General features: G+C 36.8%; 12 protein-coding genes. 4 read left to right on the top strand and 8 right to left on the bottom strand.

Translation table 11 applies throughout. From position 1 onward, the window contains the following. Window positions 1-8: 8 nt before the first annotated feature. Window positions 9-770 carry a WG repeat-containing protein gene (locus tag K0U91_RS07690; protein WP_220178989.1) on the bottom strand — a complete coding sequence of 254 codons (762 nt, stop codon included), beginning with the start codon at window positions 768-770 and terminating at the stop codon, window positions 9-11. A 375-nt stretch (window positions 771-1145) separates the two neighbouring features. Here K0U91_RS07690 and K0U91_RS07685 point away from each other — a divergent pair, with 375 nt between their 5' ends. The 3 genes from K0U91_RS07685 (at window position 1146) to K0U91_RS07675 (ending at window position 8920) form a co-directional block, all read left to right on the top strand. After that, window positions 1146-3926, top strand: coding sequence for a bifunctional aconitate hydratase 2/2-methylisocitrate dehydratase (locus K0U91_RS07685; RefSeq protein ID WP_220178988.1), 2781 nt, complete (start codon window positions 1146-1148; stop codon window positions 3924-3926). Window positions 3927-4241: 315 nt separating this feature from the next. Then, window positions 4242-6509, top strand: coding sequence for an aconitate hydratase (locus tag K0U91_RS07680; RefSeq protein WP_220178987.1), 2268 nt, complete (start codon window positions 4242-4244; stop codon window positions 6507-6509). 194 nt (window positions 6510-6703) lie between these two features. Next, window positions 6704-8920: an outer membrane beta-barrel family protein gene (locus K0U91_RS07675; protein ID WP_220178986.1), complete on the top strand. Its 2217-nt coding sequence runs from the start codon at window positions 6704-6706 to the stop codon at window positions 8918-8920. Between the two features lie 103 nt (window positions 8921-9023). Here the strand turns inward: K0U91_RS07675 and K0U91_RS07670 are convergent, their stop codons facing one another. The 7 genes from K0U91_RS07670 to K0U91_RS07640 all read right to left on the bottom strand — a co-directional run bounded on the left by K0U91_RS07670 (window position 9024) and on the right by K0U91_RS07640 (window position 18162). Next, window positions 9024-10868, bottom strand: a complete 1845-nt coding sequence (locus K0U91_RS07670; protein WP_220178985.1) for a T9SS type A sorting domain-containing protein — start codon at window positions 10866-10868, stop codon at window positions 9024-9026. 246 nt (window positions 10869-11114) lie between these two features. Next, window positions 11115-13211, bottom strand: a complete 2097-nt coding sequence (locus tag K0U91_RS07665) for a T9SS type A sorting domain-containing protein (RefSeq protein ID WP_220178984.1) — start codon at window positions 13209-13211, stop codon at window positions 11115-11117. Between the two features lie 168 nt (window positions 13212-13379). Further along, window positions 13380-15416 (bottom strand): Ig-like domain-containing protein, encoded by a 2037-nt coding sequence (locus K0U91_RS07660; RefSeq protein WP_220178983.1) that lies wholly within the window; start codon window positions 15414-15416, stop codon window positions 13380-13382. A 139-nt stretch (window positions 15417-15555) separates the two neighbouring features. Further along, complete coding sequence (locus K0U91_RS07655; RefSeq protein ID WP_220178982.1) at window positions 15556-16245, bottom strand: RluA family pseudouridine synthase; 690 nt, start codon at window positions 16243-16245, stop codon at window positions 15556-15558. A gap of 2 nt (window positions 16246-16247) precedes the next feature. Then, a complete protein-coding gene (locus K0U91_RS07650; protein WP_219969655.1) occupies window positions 16248-16574 on the bottom strand; it encodes a hypothetical protein in 327 nt (108 codons plus the stop codon). Next, window positions 16574-17389: a 3-methyl-2-oxobutanoate hydroxymethyltransferase gene (gene panB, locus K0U91_RS07645; protein ID WP_219969656.1), complete on the bottom strand. Its 816-nt coding sequence runs from the start codon at window positions 17387-17389 to the stop codon at window positions 16574-16576. The genes K0U91_RS07650 and panB overlap by 1 nt, the downstream gene beginning before the upstream one ends. 59 nt (window positions 17390-17448) lie before the next feature. Continuing rightward, on the bottom strand, window positions 17449-18162 hold the full coding sequence (locus K0U91_RS07640) for a Crp/Fnr family transcriptional regulator (RefSeq protein ID WP_219969657.1): 714 nt from the start codon (window positions 18160-18162) through the stop codon (window positions 17449-17451). Window positions 18163-18252: 90 nt separating this feature from the next. Between K0U91_RS07640 and K0U91_RS07635 the strand changes: the two genes are divergently transcribed. Next, complete coding sequence (locus K0U91_RS07635; protein WP_219969658.1) at window positions 18253-20631, top strand: heavy metal translocating P-type ATPase; 2379 nt, start codon at window positions 18253-18255, stop codon at window positions 20629-20631. The last annotated feature ends 12 nt before the right edge of the window (window positions 20632-20643 follow it).

Here is a 20643-nt window from a genome sequence, read left to right as displayed (position 1 = left end):
TTCCAAATTTAGTACGACTTATTATTGGTATCAATATAATAATAGTTTTTATCGTCTTTGGTTACTTCAAACATTTTCCCCAATTTCCAGCTGTAGTTTCGTTTGATATCTGCATATTCAAATGGAATAATAATATTGTTGTTGACATCAATAACCCCAAATTTATCTTTATTTGAAGCCACAATCATAGGATTTGACAAATCATCACCTTCCAAAATGTGTAAATATTCATATTTTGGATAAATTCTAAAATGAGATGGGTTTTTAGCATCACTGAATTTTGAATCTTCAATAATACCGTAAGAACCATTCAAAATATAAGCGTGGAAAAGCTGTTTTTTAAATTCTATATTACATCTTCCCAAGTCGGCAGCTTTATATTGATACACTTTTTTGCCTGTCTTATTGATTCTATACGAAATGTTATTTTTTTCTACTGTAGCAAATTGTCCTGTTCCAAACTTTTTTGCTTTCGCATTAGGTGAGTTTAAAAGGTTGCAATCTTCAGCAAAAAACATGGCAATATGATACTCCGGTGCAATGATAAATTTTCCATTCTGATTAATATATCCATAATTTTCATTTATTTTTTGAGGAATTAATAAAGGAACATTTTCATTAAGGACAATTGAATTATTCTGCGGAATTACTTTAACAGATTTCGTAGGTGATTTTTTTTTACTTGCTAACTTATTATTGTTTAAAGTTTTAGACTGTCCAAAAAAACTTATCGATATGAGAATAAAAACAACATTAAAGACTTTTTTCATGATCATTTACGTTCGAAATATGTGCCAAAAATAGAAAATATAAAATACATATTTATATAAATTCTAAATAAATTAAACCAAAAAAAAAATTAAAATTCCGTACTTTTGGGAACATTTTTTAAATGTTTGATAATTTAAACGTTTTTTAGCAACTAGATTTGATTTAATACATCAAACCACGAACGTTTGGTCCGAAAAGAGTTGTGCGGCAAGACAGATTGCAGGTAACCACTTACATTTTCAGAGAAAGTCCTTTTAACTTACCCATCGGGACAGATCATTATCTCACATTTTTAGAAAATGATGTAGGTTATATTGTTTGCTTCTGTACAAACTATTCCATAAACTACCTTAAAATAAAAAGAACTTCTATTTATGAATATTTATCAGGATTACATCCAAGAGATTGAAGAAAGAAAAATTCAGGGTCTTCACCCAAAACCAATTGATGGCGCAGAGCTTTTGAGCGCAATCATTTTACAAATTAAAGATACCACTAACGAATACAGAACAGATTCTCTGAAATTCTTTATTTACAATACTTTACCGGGAACGACACCTGCTGCAAGTGTAAAAGCTCAATTTTTAAAAGAAATCATTTTAGGTGAATCGGTATTAGAAGAAATAACGCCTGCATTTGCATTTGAGTTGTTATCTCACATGAAAGGCGGCCCTTCAATCGAAGTGTTGTTAGATTTAGCGTTAGGTAATGATACTCATACTGCAAAAGAGGCTGCAAATATTTTGAAGACTCAGGTTTTCCTTTACGAAGCAGATACAGATCGTCTAAAAGCAGCGTTCCACAGCGGAAACGAAATTGCAAAAGAAATAGTTGAAAGCTATGCCCAAGCTGAATTTTTCACGAAACTTCCTGAAGCTCCTGAAGAAATCAAAGTGGTAACTTATATCGCCGGAGAAGGTGATATCTCTACCGATTTATTGTCTCCGGGAAATCAGGCTCACTCAAGATCAGACCGCGAACTTCATGGTTTGTGTATGATGACTCCTGAAGCTCAGAAAGAAATTCAGGCTTTACAGGCACAACATCCTGACAAGAGCGTTATGCTGATCGCTGAAAAAGGAACGATGGGTGTAGGTTCATCCAGAATGTCAGGCGTAAATAACGTAGCACTTTGGACAGGTAAGCAGGCAAGTCCTTATATTCCATTCGTCAATATTGCACCTATTGTGGCCGGAACGAATGGCATTTCTCCGATTTTCTTAACTACTGTTGACGTGACAGGAGGAATTGGTATTGATCTCCAAAACTGGGTTAAAAAGCTTGATGCACAAGGAAATGTTATTCGTAACGAAAATAATGAACCCATCCTTGAGGAAGTTTATTCTGTAGCAACGGGAACCGTTCTCACAATTAATACGAAGACCAAAAAACTATATAATGGTGATCAGGAATTGAAAGATATTTCTAAATCTTTCACGCCGCAAAAAATGGAATTCATCAAAGCGGGCGGATCTTACGCCATCGTTTTTGGTAAAAAATTGCAGACTTGGGCATCCAATATTTTAGGGATTGAAATCCCTACAGTTTATGCCCCATCAAAAGAAATTACTAAAGAAGGCGTTGGGCTAACTGCGGTTGAAAAAATATTTAATAAAAATGCTGTTGGTTTAGCTCCAGGAAAAGTTTTACACGCAGGTTCAGACGTTCGTGTAGAAGTAAATATCGTTGGATCTCAGGATACAACCGGTTTGATGACTGCACAAGAATTGGAATCAATGGCTGCAACAGTTATTTCTCCAATTGTTGATGGCGCTTACCAGTCTGGTTGTCATACTGCATCAGTTTGGGATAAAAAAGCTCAGGCAAATATTCCTAGATTGATGAAATTTATGAATGATTTCGGTTTGATTACCGCTCGTGACCCGAAAGGTGAATATCATGCAATGACAGACGTTATTCATAAAGTTTTAAATGATATCACGATTGACGAGTGGGCAATTATCATTGGTGGCGATTCTCACACAAGAATGTCTAAAGGTGTTGCTTTCGGAGCTGACTCTGGAACTGTAGCTTTGGCTTTAGCGACTGGTGAAGCATCAATGCCAATCCCGGAATCTGTGAAAGTAACTTTCAAAGGTGATATGAAACATCATATGGATTTCCGTGATGTTGTTCATGCTACTCAATTACAAATGTTACAGCAGTTTGGCGGAGAAAATGTTTTCCAAGGTAGAATTATTGAGGTTCACATCGGAACACTTCCAGCTGATCAGTCCTTTACATTCACAGACTGGACTGCAGAAATGAAAGCCAAAGCTTCAATCTGTATTTCTGAAGACGATACTTTGATCGAATCATTGGAAATTGCAAAAAGCAGAATCCAGATTATGATCGACAAAGGAATGGATAATCACCTTCAGGTTCTACAGGGATTAATCAATAAAGCAAACAAGAGAATTACAGAAATTAAATCTGGTGAGAAACCGGCGTTAACTCCGGATTCAAATGCAAGTTATCATGCAGAAGTCGTTGTCGATCTTGACATTATCGTAGAACCGATGATTGCTGACCCGGATGTAAATAACGAAGATGTTTCTAAAAGATATACGCACGATACCATTAGAGATTTGACATATTATGGAGGTGACAAAAAAGTAGATCTTGGTTTTGTAGGATCTTGTATGGTGCATAAAGGCGACCTGAAAATCGTTTCTCAAATGTTGAGAAATATAGAGAGACAAAATGGTAAAGTTGAGTTCCTGGCTCCGCTTGTAGTTGCCGCTCCAACTTATAATATCATTGATGAACTGAAAGCTGAAGGTGATTGGGAGCTTTTGGAGAAATATTCAGGTTTTGAATTTGACGATAATGCTCCAAAAGGTGCAGCACGTGTAGAGTACAAAAACATGATGTATCTTGAGCGTCCTGGTTGTAATCTTTGCATGGGTAACCAGGAAAAAGCAGAGAAAGGTGATACTGTTTTGGCAACTTCCACAAGACTTTTCCAAGGAAGAGTGGTTGAAGATTCTGATCGTAAGAAAGGAGAATCTTTGTTAGCTTCTACACCAGTTGTTGTTCTTTCAGCAATTTTCGGAAGAATTCCAAATATTGATGAGTACAAATCTGCGGTTGAAGGTATTGATTTGACAACTTTTGTTCCATCTATCAAAGAATTGGTAACTGTTGGCCACTAATTGATTTCAATAAAATCAGTCAGAACACTGATTAAAATTTTATAAAATGAAAGATTTAAACCCAGTTTGGTTCGAATCTTTCATTTTTTTGTTTAGAACATTTCTATTTAAGACTCAATTAATTTATTTTGAACTAAATCAATAACCGTAATTTTATTTTTTCTTAACTTGATAGAAATAAAATATCCTGATGATTTGTCATTATTATTCCTTTTATAAATAGAAGGAACAAATTTTGATTCATTAAAATATTGCTTGTTTTAAAGGTAAATTAAAACATAAAAGTTTATTTAACATAAGAAAATAAATTAAGATATGACTTTCGACATTGACATGATCAAAAAAGTGTACGAGCGTTATCCTGAACGTATTGCAGCAGCAAGACAAATCACAGGAAAACCGTTAACACTTTCAGAAAAAATTCTTTACACACACTTGTGGGAAGGAAACTCAACACAAGAATACGAAAGAGGAAATTCTTACGTAGATTTTGCTCCGGACAGAGTAGCTATGCAGGATGCAACTGCACAGATGGCACTTTTACAATTTATGCAGGCAGGAAAAGCTAAAGTAGCTGTGCCATCAACCGTTCACGCTGATCACCTGATACAGGCGAGAGTGGGTGCAAAAGCAGATTTACAGGAAGGTATCAATAAAAATTCAGAGGTTTTTAACTTTTTAGGTTCTGTATGTGATAAATACGGGATTGGTTTCTGGAAACCTGGAGCTGGTATTATTCACCAGGTTGTTTTAGAAAATTACGCATTTCCTGGTGGAATGATGATCGGAACTGATTCTCACACAGTCAATGCAGGAGGATTAGGAATGGTTGCGATCGGTGTTGGTGGTGCAGATGCGGTAGACGTAATGGCCGGAATGGCTTGGGAATTAAAAATGCCAAAATTAATCGGTGTAAAATTAACCGGTAAAATGTCTGGCTGGACTTCTGCAAAAGATGTTATCCTGAAAGTTGCCGGAATTCTTACCGTAAAAGGAGGAACAGGATGCATTGTAGAATATTTCGGTGAAGGAGCACAATCTCTCTCGGCAACAGGAAAAGGTACCATCTGCAATATGGGTGCTGAAGTTGGTGCCACCACTTCTACTTTCGGATATGATGATTCTATGAGAAGATATCTTGCTTCTACCGGAAGACAGGATGTTGTAGATGTAGCCGATACAATCGCTGAACATTTAACAGGTGATGCTGAGGTATATGCAAATCCTGAGCAATATTTTGACCAGGTTATTGAAATTAATCTTTCAGAATTAGCTCCGCATTTGAACGGACCTTTTACCCCAGATTTAGCAACCCCAGTTTCTGAATTTAAGGAAAAAGCTATAGCAAACGGATGGCCGATCGAAGTTGAATGGGCCTTGATCGGATCTTGTACCAATTCTTCCTATGAAGATCTTTCAAGAGCAGCTTCTATTGTTGAAGATGCAGTAGCAAAAGGTGTAAAACCGAGAGCTATTTTAGGAATTAATCCAGGTTCTGAGCAGGTGAAGTTTACCGCCGAAAGAGACGGTTTCTTAAATTCTTTCAGAAAATTTGAAAATGCAAGAATTTTCACCAACGCTTGTGGACCATGTATTGGACAATGGGACAGAGAAGGTGCTGAAAAGGGAGAAAAGAATTCTATCATTCACTCTTTCAACAGAAACTTTGCAAAAAGAGCAGACGGAAACCCAAACACTCACGCTTTCGTAGCTTCACCGGAAATGGTGGCTGCCATCGCAATCTCAGGAAGATTAGATTTTAACCCTATTACAGATACGTTAACCGCTGAAAACGGAGAACAAATAAAATTAAACGAGCCTAGCGGTTCAGAATTACCGGCTAAAGGATTTGCGGTGGAAGATGCAGGTTATCAGGCGCCTTCTGCTGATGGGTCATCAGTTATCGTAAAAGTCAGCCCTACTTCAGACAGACTTCAGTTATTAGAAGAATTCCCGGCTTGGGATGGTAAAAACATTACAGGGGCGAGAGTTTTAATTAAAGCTTTCGGGAAATGTACTACGGATCACATTTCTATGGCAGGACCATGGTTGAAATACAGAGGACATTTAGATAACATCTCAAATAACATGTTGATCGGCGCTGTAAATGCCTATAACATGGAAACCAACACGGTAAAAAACCAGCTGAATGGCACTTACGGCGAAGTTCCTGCTGTACAAAGAGCTTACAAGGCTGCAGGAATTCCTTCAATTGTTGTAGGGGATCAGAATTACGGTGAAGGCTCATCCAGAGAACATGCTGCTATGGAACCGAGACATCTTGGTGTAAAAGCTGTTTTAGTAAAGTCGTTTGCAAGAATTCATGAGACTAACCTGAAAAAACAAGGGATGTTAGGATTAACTTTCGCTGATGAAGCAGACTATGATAAAATTCAGGAAGACGATGTTGTCAATTTCTTAGATTTGGATCAGTTTGCTCCGGGAAAACAGTTGACCTTAGAATTCAGTCATATAGACGGAACGAAAGATATTGTAATGGCAAACCATACATATAACGCTCAGCAAATTGATTGGTTTAAGGCAGGTTCTGCACTGAATCTGATTAAATTACAGGAAAACTAAAATTTTAGTTTTTTTTAATAAAAGCAACTTCGTTTGGAGTTGCTTTTATTGTTTTGATGATTAAGTCTCTTATTAATTAGTTGTCAACATTGTGATGATAATTTTTAACTAAAAAATTACCAAAATTTTTTATTCTGTGATTTTGTAACAATCCCGTTCATTGAGAGTCTAATTAGGCATAATTAAGTCTCCCAATGAAGAAAACTATATTAGCTATATCCGTTTTAGGATCGGTCATTGCATTTGCCCAGGAAAAACCTAGTCAGGTTAAAGAAAAACAAATAGAAGGCGTTGTTATCACCAAAACAAAAAAAGCCGTTGAGCAAAAAGCAGATCGTACGATTTTTGATTTTTCTGAGCAGTCGCATCTTAATAACGGTAATGTATTGGAAGGCATCAAAAAACTTCCGGGCTTGGTTTCTACCGATATTGCAGGAATGATGTATCAGGGTAAAATGCTGGATGTTTACCTCAACGGAAGACCGCTTAATATCTCAAGTAATGAGCTCAACTCTTTTTTGGAAGGAATGCCTGCCAATTCTGTCGAAAGAATTGAGGTGATCACACAGCCAGGTGCAGAATTTCCGGCAACTTCAGGGGGAGCTATCATGAATATTATTACTAATAAAAATGCTAATAGATATTTAACCGCCACTTATTCCGGGAATTATAATTTTTCTCATGAAGACAAACTGCGAAGCAGAACCAGCAATTCATTAAATTTAAATGCAAGAAATAAGCTGTTTGGATGGCAATTGAGCATAGGGCAAAACTACCGTGAAAGTATGCTGAATACCAACCAAGACGATCTTATGCTCAGCAATACTGATCGTGTCGGCCGAGGATATTTTGCCAAATCCGGACTGACCTTTGACCTTGGAGAAGACCGATTATTATTAAACTATGATATTTACCATAATAAAAATGACAATTATACTTCTAGCAATGGGCTGGCTGATATTTTAACCCAAAAAGATCCAGATATTTACAGAGAAGTTTCATTTGATGCATTTGACGCTGCTAATACAAATAATTTACGACAGGAAGCAGTGGCAACTTATCAGGTCCGTTTTGACGATAAGCAGAAGAAGCTTGATTTTCAATTTGGTTATACAAAATCTGACAGCAAATTTGGACAGGATAACATCTTCAGAAGAGGGATTTTTACTGACAGCAATTTGGCAGAGACTTATGATTTTTCTGCAGGAAGTGTTTTGGAAAACAGCTCAGATATGCAAGTTGCCAATTTTAAAGTCGACTATTCTCAGCCTTTGAAAATATTGGATGACGGTAAAGTAAGTTTTGGAGGGCTTTATGAAAAACAGAATTTTGATACAGAGAGCAAAGGTCTGACAAATCTTGAATATCAAAGACAAACTGCTTCCACCTATCTGGAATTTCAGGCGAAACTGAAAAAGTTTGATTTTATTGCAGGCGCAAGAGCAGAAAATTATGACATTTCCGGAGTGACAAGATTGATGGATGATGATAAACTGGTGCAGGCAGATTTGATTCCTTTTAATAAATTTAAGCTTTTCCCGAATGCAAGTGTGCAGTATAATGTGATGAAACAGGTGTATGCGCTGGCAAACTACAATAAGAAAATCAACCTTCCGAGTATTTCTGCATTAAACCCGAACAACAGTACGTTTCAAGGACCAAATACTCAGGTAACCGGGAATCCGTTTTTACAGCCTACAATATTTGATAATTACGAAGTGAAAATTTCAGCTTTTGATTATGCTTTTATCGGGTATAGTGTAAGCAATGCAAAAAATCAGGTGGCTCAGATCATCAGAAGAGAAGGAAAAAATATCTTTAATGAGCAGGTGAATATTTCAAATATGAAAATTCATAACTTCAATGTTGGACTTCCGATTCCCTTTATGATTTTCACAAAGCAATTGAGTGAAATCATGAAGTTTGATTTTAATCCCGATAAGATTAATTTCATGTATCTGTACGCGGGTTATCAAAAGCATGACATCAACAATTTAAAGAACAATGGTTTCTGGATTTTTAATTTGATGACGCAGATTCTCCTTCCCAAAGACATTAAATTGACTGCTAATTACAGTTATTTGACTCCGAGAGCCGGATATTTTTACTTCACTGCAGAAAAACCATTCAATAATTCGGTTGATATTACATTAACCAAGAAGTTTCTTGATAACCGTCTTACGGTTTCCATATTCGGGAACGATATATTAAACGGTCAGGTGATGCAGATCAGAACCAACAATCCGTCCGGTGGTGAAAGTCTTTTCATCAGAACGAAATATGACAGCAGAAACTTCGGTCTTTCTGTCAACTATAAAATTCCTACCAAAAATAAGCTGGCAAAAGAAGATGCCAATATTTTAAACAGTAAGAAAGAAGAAACCGGCGGCGTGATGCAGCAGGGACAATAATTTATGAGTATTCGGCAATGAATAAGGTTTAATGCTAATTCCATAATAAAAAATCGGCTCTGAATAAATTCAGGGCCGATTTTTAATTTAAAAGTATTAGAATTTATTTTTTTATGACTTTATGAGAAAATTGGTTTCCGTCTTTATACTCCACATTAAGAATATATATTCCGCTTTTCAAATCTGATAAATTAATTGATGCGCTAACATCCTTGATTACTCTCAGCGTTCTTCCTGAAAAATCTACAATGGTTATCGATTTTACTTTCTCAATATCTGATACATTAATTAAATCACTGAATGGGTTTGGATAAACTTTAAGGTTAACTTTTCCATTAACTTCAGAAGTTCCCAATACTTTCAGTTCATAGGAAAGATTATCTATCGACAAGCTGTTTGCAGGAGTTCCTGGGTTTTTTAGTATCAATTGATTAACTCCGGCCGGAAGTGCAGGAATATCAAACGAAAAATTATAAACGGTTCCCGTTGTTGGTACACTGAAACTTGTTAGCTGAACAAACGCACTCGCAGAATCCAGATATCCCAGCTGAATAATTCCATTTGCTGTAACACTTGCTTTTCCATCAAATTTTAACCTGTAATCACCTGATTGCAAAGTAGTCATCGGAGGCAAAGCGACATTGGCCACGTAAGTGGTTCCTGATGTCCATAAATATAAAGTTTTGGTTCCTGAAATTACTGATGAGGCACTGTTTGAAATATGACCACCCTGTGCAGTTCCAAAATTGTTCCAGCAGATAGGTAAAACACCCCCTGTTGCACCATTTCCAACACCTGGATACGCTTCAAAATCTTCAAAATAAGCACCCGATAATGCAGTACATTGTGTAGCAAAATTTGCAACTGCTGTCCAAACGCTCTTATCTGACGAACTGCATGCTGATCTTACCCAAACATAATAGTTTGTAGCAGGTTGCAATGGACTTATTGGTGTAGTCAAACCAGTTAAACCCGTCAAAGTAGGTGCTGTTGCTGACGTTGGGGCAATATTGGAAGTTGAATAATAGACATCAAAACTTGATGGAGCTGGTGACGGAGATAACCAATTTACAACTGCTGATGTCGTGGAAATATTTGTAACAGTAACCCCTGTTGGCATAAAGCATGTAGGTGGCGTCCAGGAATAAGTAAGTCCCGCAGTCGGCATGCCTGGAATTGCATTTGTCGTGCTAAAATTTTGAGTACTGCTATTTGCCGTACCTGCAGTAGAATTGATAAATTCTAATGTTGAAGCGTTCAGCCGGTTATTGAAATCTGCTGCTGCACTTCCTCGTAAACCTATTTGTGCAGTTGATGATACAGCAGTACTTCCAATTAAATAAGATCCTGCATCATAAACTACTTTCACTACATTTGAAGTTTCCTGAAGCCTGATTTGAAAAGAAAAACTGTAAACAGAGGTAACAGCCGCAGTATTATTTGTCTTAAAGTCTTTCCACTGAATGACAATTTCTCTGTTTGGAGCAACACCGATTGTTTCCCAAGCAATATTTCCGGTTCTGCTGTTTACATCAAAAAAACTGCTAATATCTCTTCCAAATGCCGAAACTGCACCTTCATAAGTTGCCGTACTATTTATTGGAGTAGTATTTGTTGTCGTGGGAGCAGTAGATCCAAAAGTAATGAAACCGTTTGACGAAACATTCAGGCTAGTATATGATATACCGTTGAAAATAAATCCAAAAGGTAAGGTCACAGGATATACTTCACTATTCAAATTGGTAGTTGTAGTGTTTCCGGTAGCAGTTCCCAAAACAGTTCCGGTAATCGGAGTGTAGGTTCCTGATGACTGTGCAAAGATATAAGAGCTCACTTGTGCATCGGTAGATTGGTAGCTTCCCAGCAAAAATCCAATGCCTAATGTTACATTTCGTAAAATGCGTTTTGCATTTCCGGGTTTAGAAAAAAATTGATAAAATTGTTTCATAATTCTTCATTTAGTATGTGCCAAATATAATAAATTTTGTAAAATAATAATCAATATATTAAATTTAATATAAATAATATACCTTAAATAACTAATAGATAAGAATTATATAATTTACAAGTGCTAGTCATACAAAAAAAGGTGATGTATAATTCCTATAAAGACTAATAAATTATCATCGATTTTAAATTATGGAACAATTCAGCTATTTAAAAATAACGGAATTGTTCCATTTTTTAGAAGGTTTTATTTTTTAATAATCTTAATACTTTGCTTAGAGCCATCTTTCATATCAAGCTGTAAAATGTACATTCCGGCAGAAAATTCATTTAATTTCACAGCAGATTCCGGTTGGTTAATCGTTCTTAATAATTTCCCGGAAACATCAGATACTCTAATAGTTTTTACCAATTCCGGTTTGTTGATATTTACAACATCAGAAAACGGATTTGGATGTACTTTAACGGCATCTTTTTTATCTGTTTCTGACGTTGAGAGACAATTAGAATCTACTGTTGCCACTACTGCTACACGAGGTGATTCGCACCCAGGGCCAATCTTCCAATTATAAAAATAATAGTACAAATCATTTCTAGGAACATTGGTTGCAGTCAGTGAGCTGGTGTTGATAGACAACACATTTGTAGTGACATAAGGATATCCATAATTTGAAGAAGGGGCATTTGCCGAAGGATCAAAAAGCAAGCCTGCAATGCCCGCTGACCGCGCGCTATGTCTTATTTTATAGCCTGTTCCTACTACTAACGGAAAATCAAGAGTTACTACCTGCGCGACCGGAGAAGCGGTAGGAGAAGCGGCAACGTTTACAATTTTTGAATGTACCAGTGTTCCCTCACGGTCTACAACATCAATCGTTACTGTTCCTGATGCGCTGGTACTACTTGTGGGAAATATGGTAACCTCTTTTAATGTAAATGGTGACAAAACATCAAAGACCAATCCGAATTCAGTTGTTCCGGATCCACTTGTAGGATTTGGGGTGTACGTGTTTTTTCCCGTCGTTATCAATGAACTGACCGCACCAGAAGATGCTGCTGCATAATATGTTGTTGTAGTAGCTAATGAGGGAGTCGTAAAACTATTTCCTGTTCCTACCAAATTACCACTTGCATCATACCAAATGATATTAGCACCTGCTGTTGCAGTGGCCGATAAGGTTGCAGGCTGATTGGGGCAGGCTGTAAACCCAGTAGTTGACAGTATATTTACTGGCGCGCATAAAGTCCTGAATATGAAAGGCTTTATTATCCATTCGCTCACGTTACCCGTTCCGCAATTAGATCGTATCCACAAATAGTAAGTAATCGCCGGAGACAATGAGTTTATAGTGGCTGTAGTTCCGGGTGAATTTACAACCATAGGTGCCGTAGAAGAAATAGGCGGGGTATTATCCGTATTGTAATAAATATCATACCCAGCCGGAGTAGACACTGACGCCGCCCAAGATAAAGAAGCAGAATTTGACGAACTGTTATTAAGAGTTACTCCCGATGGCGGAAAACATGTAGGTGGTGTCCATATATAGGTTAACCCCGCATTCGGCATCCCTGGAACTGAATTTGAGGTATTATAAGATTGAGAACTGCTGTTTGCTGTTCCTGCAGTTGAGTTAAAAAATTCTAACGAGGTTGAATTTAATCTTGTATTAAAATCTGTATTTAAGTTGCCTCGTAAACCAATTTGTGCAGTGCTGCTAACTGCAGTACTTCCTACCAAAAAAGAACCGCTGTTGTAGACAACTCTTATGATATTGGTAGTTTCCTGTAATCTGATCTGAAAAGAAAATGAAAAAACTGATGTTATTGAGGTTGAAGAATTTGTTCTGAAATTATCCCATTGAATCACCACTTCCCTATTTGGTGCAACACCTACGGTTTCCCAAGATATGCTGCCAGATTTTCCACCAACATTAGAAAAACTGCTGAGATCTTTTCCGAATGCGGATACTGCCCCATCGTAACTTGCTGCATTACTTAGAGGAGTTGTATTAGAAGTTGCAGGAGCCGTTGCACCAAAAGTAATGAAACCGTTGCTTGAAACATTGATGGAGCTTTGTGGTACGCCACTTAAATTAAATCCGAAGGGTAACGTAACAGGATAGACATTGCTATCGAGGTTAGTTGCTGCAGTATTTCCCGTTGCCGCTCCCAATACAGTTCCTGTGATGGAGGTGTAAGTTCCATTTGACTGTGTAAAAGTGTAAGAACTTACTTGTGCATTTGCATTGAACTGGAAAATCAAGAAAAATACAACAATAAGCATCGTTTTTTCGAGATAATTTGTGGTATTTCTGCTAATATAAAATTTGTAAAATTGTTTCATAATATTTCTTTTAGTATTCTTAAGTGTATTTTTATGATTAAAAGCTAATGTAAATGATACATTTATTTCTTAATGAGGTCAATTGTTTAACATAAATAATCTTTTTGTAGTTGCATACTCCAAATATTATTAAAAAGAGCTCCACAACCGGAGCTCTTTTTAGTAAAATTATTTTTTTATCACTTTAATTGCCTGTGTAGACCCATCTTTCATATCAAGCTGTAAAATATACATTCCGGCAGAAAGATCATCTAATCTTACAACAGATTCCGGTTGGTTAATTGTTCTTAATAATTTCCCCGAAAGCTCAGAAACGCTGATGGCTTTTACCAATTCAGGTTTGTTGATATTTATAACTTCCGAGAATGGATTAGGATATACTTTTATTACATCCTTTTTATCTGTTTCATAGGTTGAAAGGCAATTAGAGTCTACAGTTGCAGTTACCATAGTTCTGGATGATTCACACTTTCCGGCTACTTTCCAATTATATAGATAGTAGTAATAACTTGCGCTAGGATTTGCTCCAAAACTCGCAGCAGTGATAGTACATACACCCGGTAATGTATAAGGATATGCGAAGCCTGTGGTAATTTCTCTCCTTAAATTACTTATTCCGGTAGCAGCATCTACTACTAATCTGTAGTCGGTACCTGCAGAAGGAACCTCAAAATTTAATGTAATGGTATTTAGTATCCCAGCTACAGATACATTTACGTTTGCTACCTGAGTTGCTAAAATCGTACCTGCAGAACTCTTTAAATTGATGGTAACTGTACCTGTAGTACTCGTTGCGTGCATAGGGTATACATCTACTTCTTTAATTGTCATAGGGCCAAAAGCATCGAAAACCAAACCATAGTTTGTAAAGGTAGAATTTCCGGTTGTTGCGGTGGGGCTTGTCTTTCCAACGAATTGATCAGAGCCAATAGAAGATGCAGTTACCCAATAATTGGTAGTGTTTACCAAAGATGGCGTGGTATAGCTTGAGCCGGTTGTTAAGACATTTCCTGCTGTAGCGGCATCATACCAAGTCAATATAGCGCCACTTGCTGTTGTGGCAGACAATGTAGCAGGCTGGTTTGGGCATACTGTTGAGCCAGAAGTAGTGAGTAAAGCAGGTGGTTGACATTGGGTTATAAATACCAATGGCTCCAAAGACCATACACTCATATTTCCTGAGCCACAGTTTGATCTTACCCAAACATAATAGACTGTTGAAGGCAATAAAGAAGGTAAAACCGCTGAGGCAGTATTAATATTTTGTAACTGGGGAACTGTTGAAGAAGTAGGAGCAGTATTCAATGTACTATAATAAACTTCATACCCGCTACCCGGAGCTGATGACGTAGCATTCCACGATATGTTCGCAGAAGTAGTGGCAGTACTTACCAGTGATAACCCAGACGGTACATAGCACGCAGGCGGAGTCCATGCATAAGTAAGACCCGCAGTTGGCATTCCGGGAATTGCGCTGGTTGTACTAAAATTCTGAACACTGCTGTTTGCTGTCCCTGCAGTAGAATTTATAAATTCTGTTGTTGTTGCATTCAGCCTGGTATTAAAATCTAAATTGGTGCTTCCTCTTAAGCCAACCTGAACAGTAGACGAATACGATGTGCTTCCTACTAAATAAGAACCATTGCTATAAATTGCCTTGATAATGTTAGTGGTTTCCTGCAAACGAATCTGAAATGAAAAAGTATATGCCGCTGTAGTGCTTGTCGTATTGGTAGGCCTAAAGTCTTTCCATTGTATCACAACTTCTCTGTTTGGGGAAGTGCCCAAAACTTCCCAGCTGATATTACCCGTAACTCCAGCTACATCAAAAATACTATTGATATCTCTGCCAAATGCCGAAACAGCTCCGCTATATGCTACAGTTACAGATATGGGGGCAGTAGTACTTGTAAGAGGCGGTGTAGTACCAAAAGTAATAAATCCGTTGGAAGAAACATTTAATGATGTATAGGAAGTATCATTGAATTTAAATCCAAACGGAAGAGTAATAGAATATACCTCACTATTAAGATTAGTCGCTGAGGTATTTCCTGTAGCAGAACCTAAAATCGTTCCTGCAATCGGAGTATAAGTTCCTGAAGATTGCGCAAAGCTGTAAGCGCTCACCTGTGCATTAAAATTACTGTAGCCTACAAGTAAAAATACAAGACAGATTAATGAAAAGAGTTTGTAAAAATGTTTCATATAAGTTTCAATTAGATTAAAACAAATATACTATTTTTTACATAACTTCAATTATATACAATAAAAAGACTAAAAAAGTAAATAATAATTATATATTTTTCAATATTATCACGATTTATTCATTCCTACTGTTCCAAATTTAAATTTGATGATCACCCTCGCAAGCCCGCCAAATTGCATCATTCTGAGGAACCGGTGCAATGATAACAATGTTTTCTTTCGTAACCGGATGGATGAATTCAAGCTTTCTAGCATGAAGATTGATTCCGCCATCGGGGTTTGAACGCGGTGCTCCGTATTTTAGATCACCTTTGATAGGAACTCCCGTTTTTGATAGCTGTGCACGAATCTGGTGATGTCTTCCTGTTTCAAGATCAATTTCAAGAAGGAGATAATTATCCAACGTTTTAATTACCTGATAAGTAAGAATCGATTCTTTTGCACCTTCTGTAACCTTAGTAAAAATAATCGCTTTATTATTTTTCTCGTTCTTTTGTAAGTAATGAATAAGTCTCTGACTTTGAGGGATCATTTCTTTAGCAACAACAGCCCAATACGTTTTTTTGATTTCCCTGTTTTTCACCATCTGAGTAAGACGCGAGAGCGCTTTAGAAGTTTTAGCATAAATGACCAGACCGGAAGTCGGGCGGTCTATACGATGCACCAGACCAAGAAAAACGTTTCCCGGCTTGTCATCTCTTATTTTTATGAAATTTTTAATGGAATCGAGTAGAGATTCGTCACCGGTTTTGTCTCCCTGTACTAACTGTCCAACTTTTTTATTGATGACTAAAAGATGATTGTCTTCATAAACAATTTGTTCCTCCATAACTACTGACGGGTCGCTGATCTGTTGGTAAACGAAATAATCACTCCGCCCAACAGACCTATTGTTTTAATGAACGAAAAATTAGAATCAATTGGGAGAAACGCACCAATAATGCACAAAGCAGCCGCACCATACATTGGATAGATGAATTTTGTATTAGAGAGCAAAGGTGCCTGCAAAATGAAACTTAAACCTATTAAAAGATAAAACAATTTTCGTGAAACGATATCATTTACCTCCGGCGAGAATAATTGAAACCATCCCGCAACCAAACATAATATGGCCAATACAGAGATGATTCCCTGCGCCATTTGTAAATTATTTCTCATTAGTAACTTTCATTTTGATTAGGAAAATCGGAACTTTTTACGTCTTTCACGTACTGAGCGACAGCTCCGGTAATTTCTGTGTACAGATCGAGGTATCTTCTTAAAAATTTTGGTGAAAAACCTTTGTTCATTCCTACCATATCATGGTATACCAAAACCTGACCGTCGCAATCAGGACCCGCTCCGATTCCGATTGTTGGAATTGTGATGCTTTCCGAAACTTTTTTAGCAAGATCTGCAGGAATTTTTTCTAAAACAATAGAAAAACAACCCAATTCTTCCAAAAGCTTTGCATCACTGATTAATTTTTCAGCCTCTTCTTCGTCTTTAGCTCTTACTTTATATGTTCCGAACTGATAAATAGACTGCGGTGTCAATCCCAAATGTCCCATTACAGGAATTCCGGCATTGATTATTTTTTTTATGGATTTTGATATTTCTTTTCCACCTTCAATTTTAATGGCGTGAGCACCACCCTCTTTCATCATTCTTACTGATGATTCTAATGCCTTATCAGGATTGCTCTGGTAAGTTCCGAAAGGCAGATCAGCAACGATCAAAGCTCTGTCAATTCCGCGCACTACACTTTGGGTATGATAAATCATCTGGTCTAATGTAATCGGCAAAGTAGTTTCGAAACCCGCCATCACATTCGCTGCAGAATCTCCAATCAATACGGCATCGATTCCTCCTGCATCAACCATTTTTGCAGTGGTAAAATCATACGCCGTAAGCATCGTAATTTTCTCCTTATCGAATTTCATTTTCCGCAAGGTTTCAGTGGTAACTCTTTTAATTTCAGAATGAACAGACATAATATATGTATTGTTTAAAAGTTAAAAAGTCGGCTTTCGCCGACTTGTATTTTGTATAATTATAAAACTACGTGACCGAGTTTCATGAGCTTATCGTGATTCAGAATCTTGATGTTTCTGCCGTCAACTTCTATCAGGCTGTCCTGTTTAAATTCGGAAATCAATCTGATGGCACTTTCCGTAGCAGTACCAATAATATTGGCAATTTCTTCTCTTGTTAAAGAAATCTTGATGAAACCTTCAGGATCTGTGCCTAATTTTTGTTCTAAAAGAATTAAAATCTCCGCCAGTCTTTCTCTTACCGTTTTTTGGGCAAGAAATGTGATGGTATTAGAAGATTCTCCCAATTCGTAAGAGATCTTTTGAAGCATAATAAACGAGAGCTGAGGATCTACCTCAAGCAGATACATAAAAACGTCGGCCGGTAAAAAAGTACATTCAATATCGGTCATTGCTTCTGCCTTTGCCTGAAAATTTTCTCCACAAAGCAAAGCACGATATCCGATGATGTCGCCCTCTTTTATAAACCTTAAAATCTGATCTTTACCGAAAGACCCTGACTTTGATAATTTAGCCGCACCTTTTTCTATAAAGTAAACGCCTTTCGGAATTTCTCCATCATCAAAGATGATGTCGTGCTTCTGAAAACTAAGTTTCTTTTGAGCATTCAAGTATCTTTCAAAATCAGTATTGGATAGCCTCTCTTTGAAGGATTTATCGTTAAAAACCCTGGCAAATCTTTCTTCAATAGCAATCTGTTGTTCCTGCGACATTTTAATATGACATTTATCACAAAAATAGAACATTTTAACTCGATAAACAAAAATATTTGTTATAATTTTGTCAGTCAATAATTTATGAAGGTGAGCGAGAACTGTTTTCATTGTGGACAAGACATAGAAAAGGAAAGAATTCCTTTTGATGACAAAATTTTCTGTTGCAACGGTTGCAAATCTGTCTACGAAATCCTGAATATCAACAATTTAAGTAATTTTTACGAATTAAATAAAAGAGCAGGAATACGCCCAAGCGACGAAAATTCTTCTCAGTTTGATTATCTTGACACTCCGGAAATTTTCGAAAAAATAACAGATTTTTCTGAAGGAAATACAAGTCTGGTGACTTTTAAAATTCCCGTGATTCACTGCTCTTCATGCATCTGGCTTTTGGAAAGTCTGCATACTTTACATCAAGATATTAAATATTCTCAGGTCAATTTTACAAGAAAGACCTTACAGGTATCATTCAATCATAATGATTTAAAATTAAGTGAATTAGCTAAATTTTTAACCAATTTGGGTTACAAACCTGCCATCAGCTTAGAAACTGCAGAAAAAAACGAAGATCATCTCGACAAATCCCTGCTGATAAAACTTGCCATTGCAGGATTTGCTTTCGGGAACGGAATGTTCCTTGCTTTCCCGGAATATATTGGCGGTGAAGATTACTGGATGGATCAATATAAAAATCTATTCAGATTTCTGATGTTTTTGCTGGCTATTCCGGTTGTATTTTATTCCGCATCAGACTATTACAAATCTGCGTGGTATGGTCTGAAAAACAAAATTGTGAATATCGACGTCCCGATTGTGCTGGGAATATTTGTTTTGTTCGGACGTAGTGTTTACGAAGTTCTTACGGATTATGGTCCCGGATATTTTGACACTTTGTGCGGACTTCTTTTCTTTATGCTTTTAGGAAAAATGTTCCAGAAAAGAACGTACAGCTCGCTATCTTACGACAGAGATTATAAATCATTTTATCCAATTGCTGTTACGAAAGTTGATTTTGGAGGAAAACAGGAAAATATTCTACTCTCTGAAATTAAAATTGGCGACAGAATTTTGGTAAGAAATCAGGAGATTATTCCTGTTGACGCTGTTTTGATCAACGGTGAAGGAAATATCGACAACAGTTTTATTACGGGAGAAAGCGAAAGCATCAGCAAGCAGCCAGGAGACAAAATTTTCGCCGGCGGAAAGCAGGTTGGTTCTTCTCTCGAATTGGAAGTCATCAAAAATGTCGATCAAAGTTACCTTACCCAGCTGTGGAACAAGGAAGCATTTAAAAAGCATGAAACAGGACTGGATACGCTGATCAATGAAATCAGCAAATATTTCACGTTTATTATTTTAGGAATTGCTTTGATTTCGGGAATTTACTGGTCATTTATCGATCTGGAAAAGATGTTCCAGGTAATTTCTGCAATTTTGATTATAGCTTGTCCATGTGCATTGGCACTTTCTTCGCCATTTACATTCGGACACATTATGAGAATTCTGGGCCGAAACAAATTTTATGTAAAAGATACGTTGACGATTGAAAAAATTTCAAAAATTAATGCCATCGTTTTTGATAAAACTGGTACCATAACGCAAAGAAAAAAGACCAATATCCGATTTGAAGGTGCAGAAATTCCTGAATTTGACTTACAAAACATTAAAGCACTACTAAAAAACTCTAATCATCCGCTCTCAAAATCTCTGTATGATTTTATAGAAATAAATGATGAATATTTCCCTGTAGAAAATTTTGAAGAAATCTCAGGAAAAGGCTACGAAGCAAATGTGAGAGGAAATACATATAAAATAGGTTCTGCAAAATACAGCAACCAGGAATCTAAAAACCTCGAAACCGCTGTCTATATCAGTAAGAATAATGAATTTTTAGGTAAATTTATTTTTAAAAATGAATATCGCGAAAACCTAAGAAGCCTCTTCAAAAAACTTAATCTTTACAAGATTTTCATATTAAGCGGTGACAATTCTTCTGAAGAAACTCAACTTAAAACAATCATCCCAAATGTCAGTTCCATGGCATTTAACCAGAGCCCTGAAGACAAGCTGAATTACATACAAAACCTGCAAAACAGCGGGATGAAAGTTGCTATGCTCGGAGATGGGCTGAATGACGCAGGAGCACTGAAACAGAGCAACGTGGGAATTGCTATTTCCGATGACACCAACAGCTTTACTCCCTCATCAGACGTTATCATGAATGGTGAAAGAGTCTCAGCTTTAGACAATTATCTTAATGTTTGTAAAGGATCTATGACAATTGTCAAATTAACATTCGTAATCAGTTTTCTTTACAATATTGTCGGATTAAGCTTTGCCGTAACCGGAAATATGTCGCCATTATTTGCTGCGATTCTGATGCCGCTAAGTTCCATTACGGTGATTTCTTTCACAACACTTTCGACCTGGATTTTGGGACGAAGATATTTTAAAAAAGCTAAGTAAACACGGCTATTT

This window comes from Chryseobacterium sp. LJ668, from assembly GCF_019613955.1.
Taxonomy (GTDB): Bacteria; Bacteroidota; Bacteroidia; order Flavobacteriales; family Weeksellaceae; genus Chryseobacterium.
Note: the sequence above shows the minus strand (reverse complement) of the source record. Positions and strands in the feature narration are given on the sequence as shown.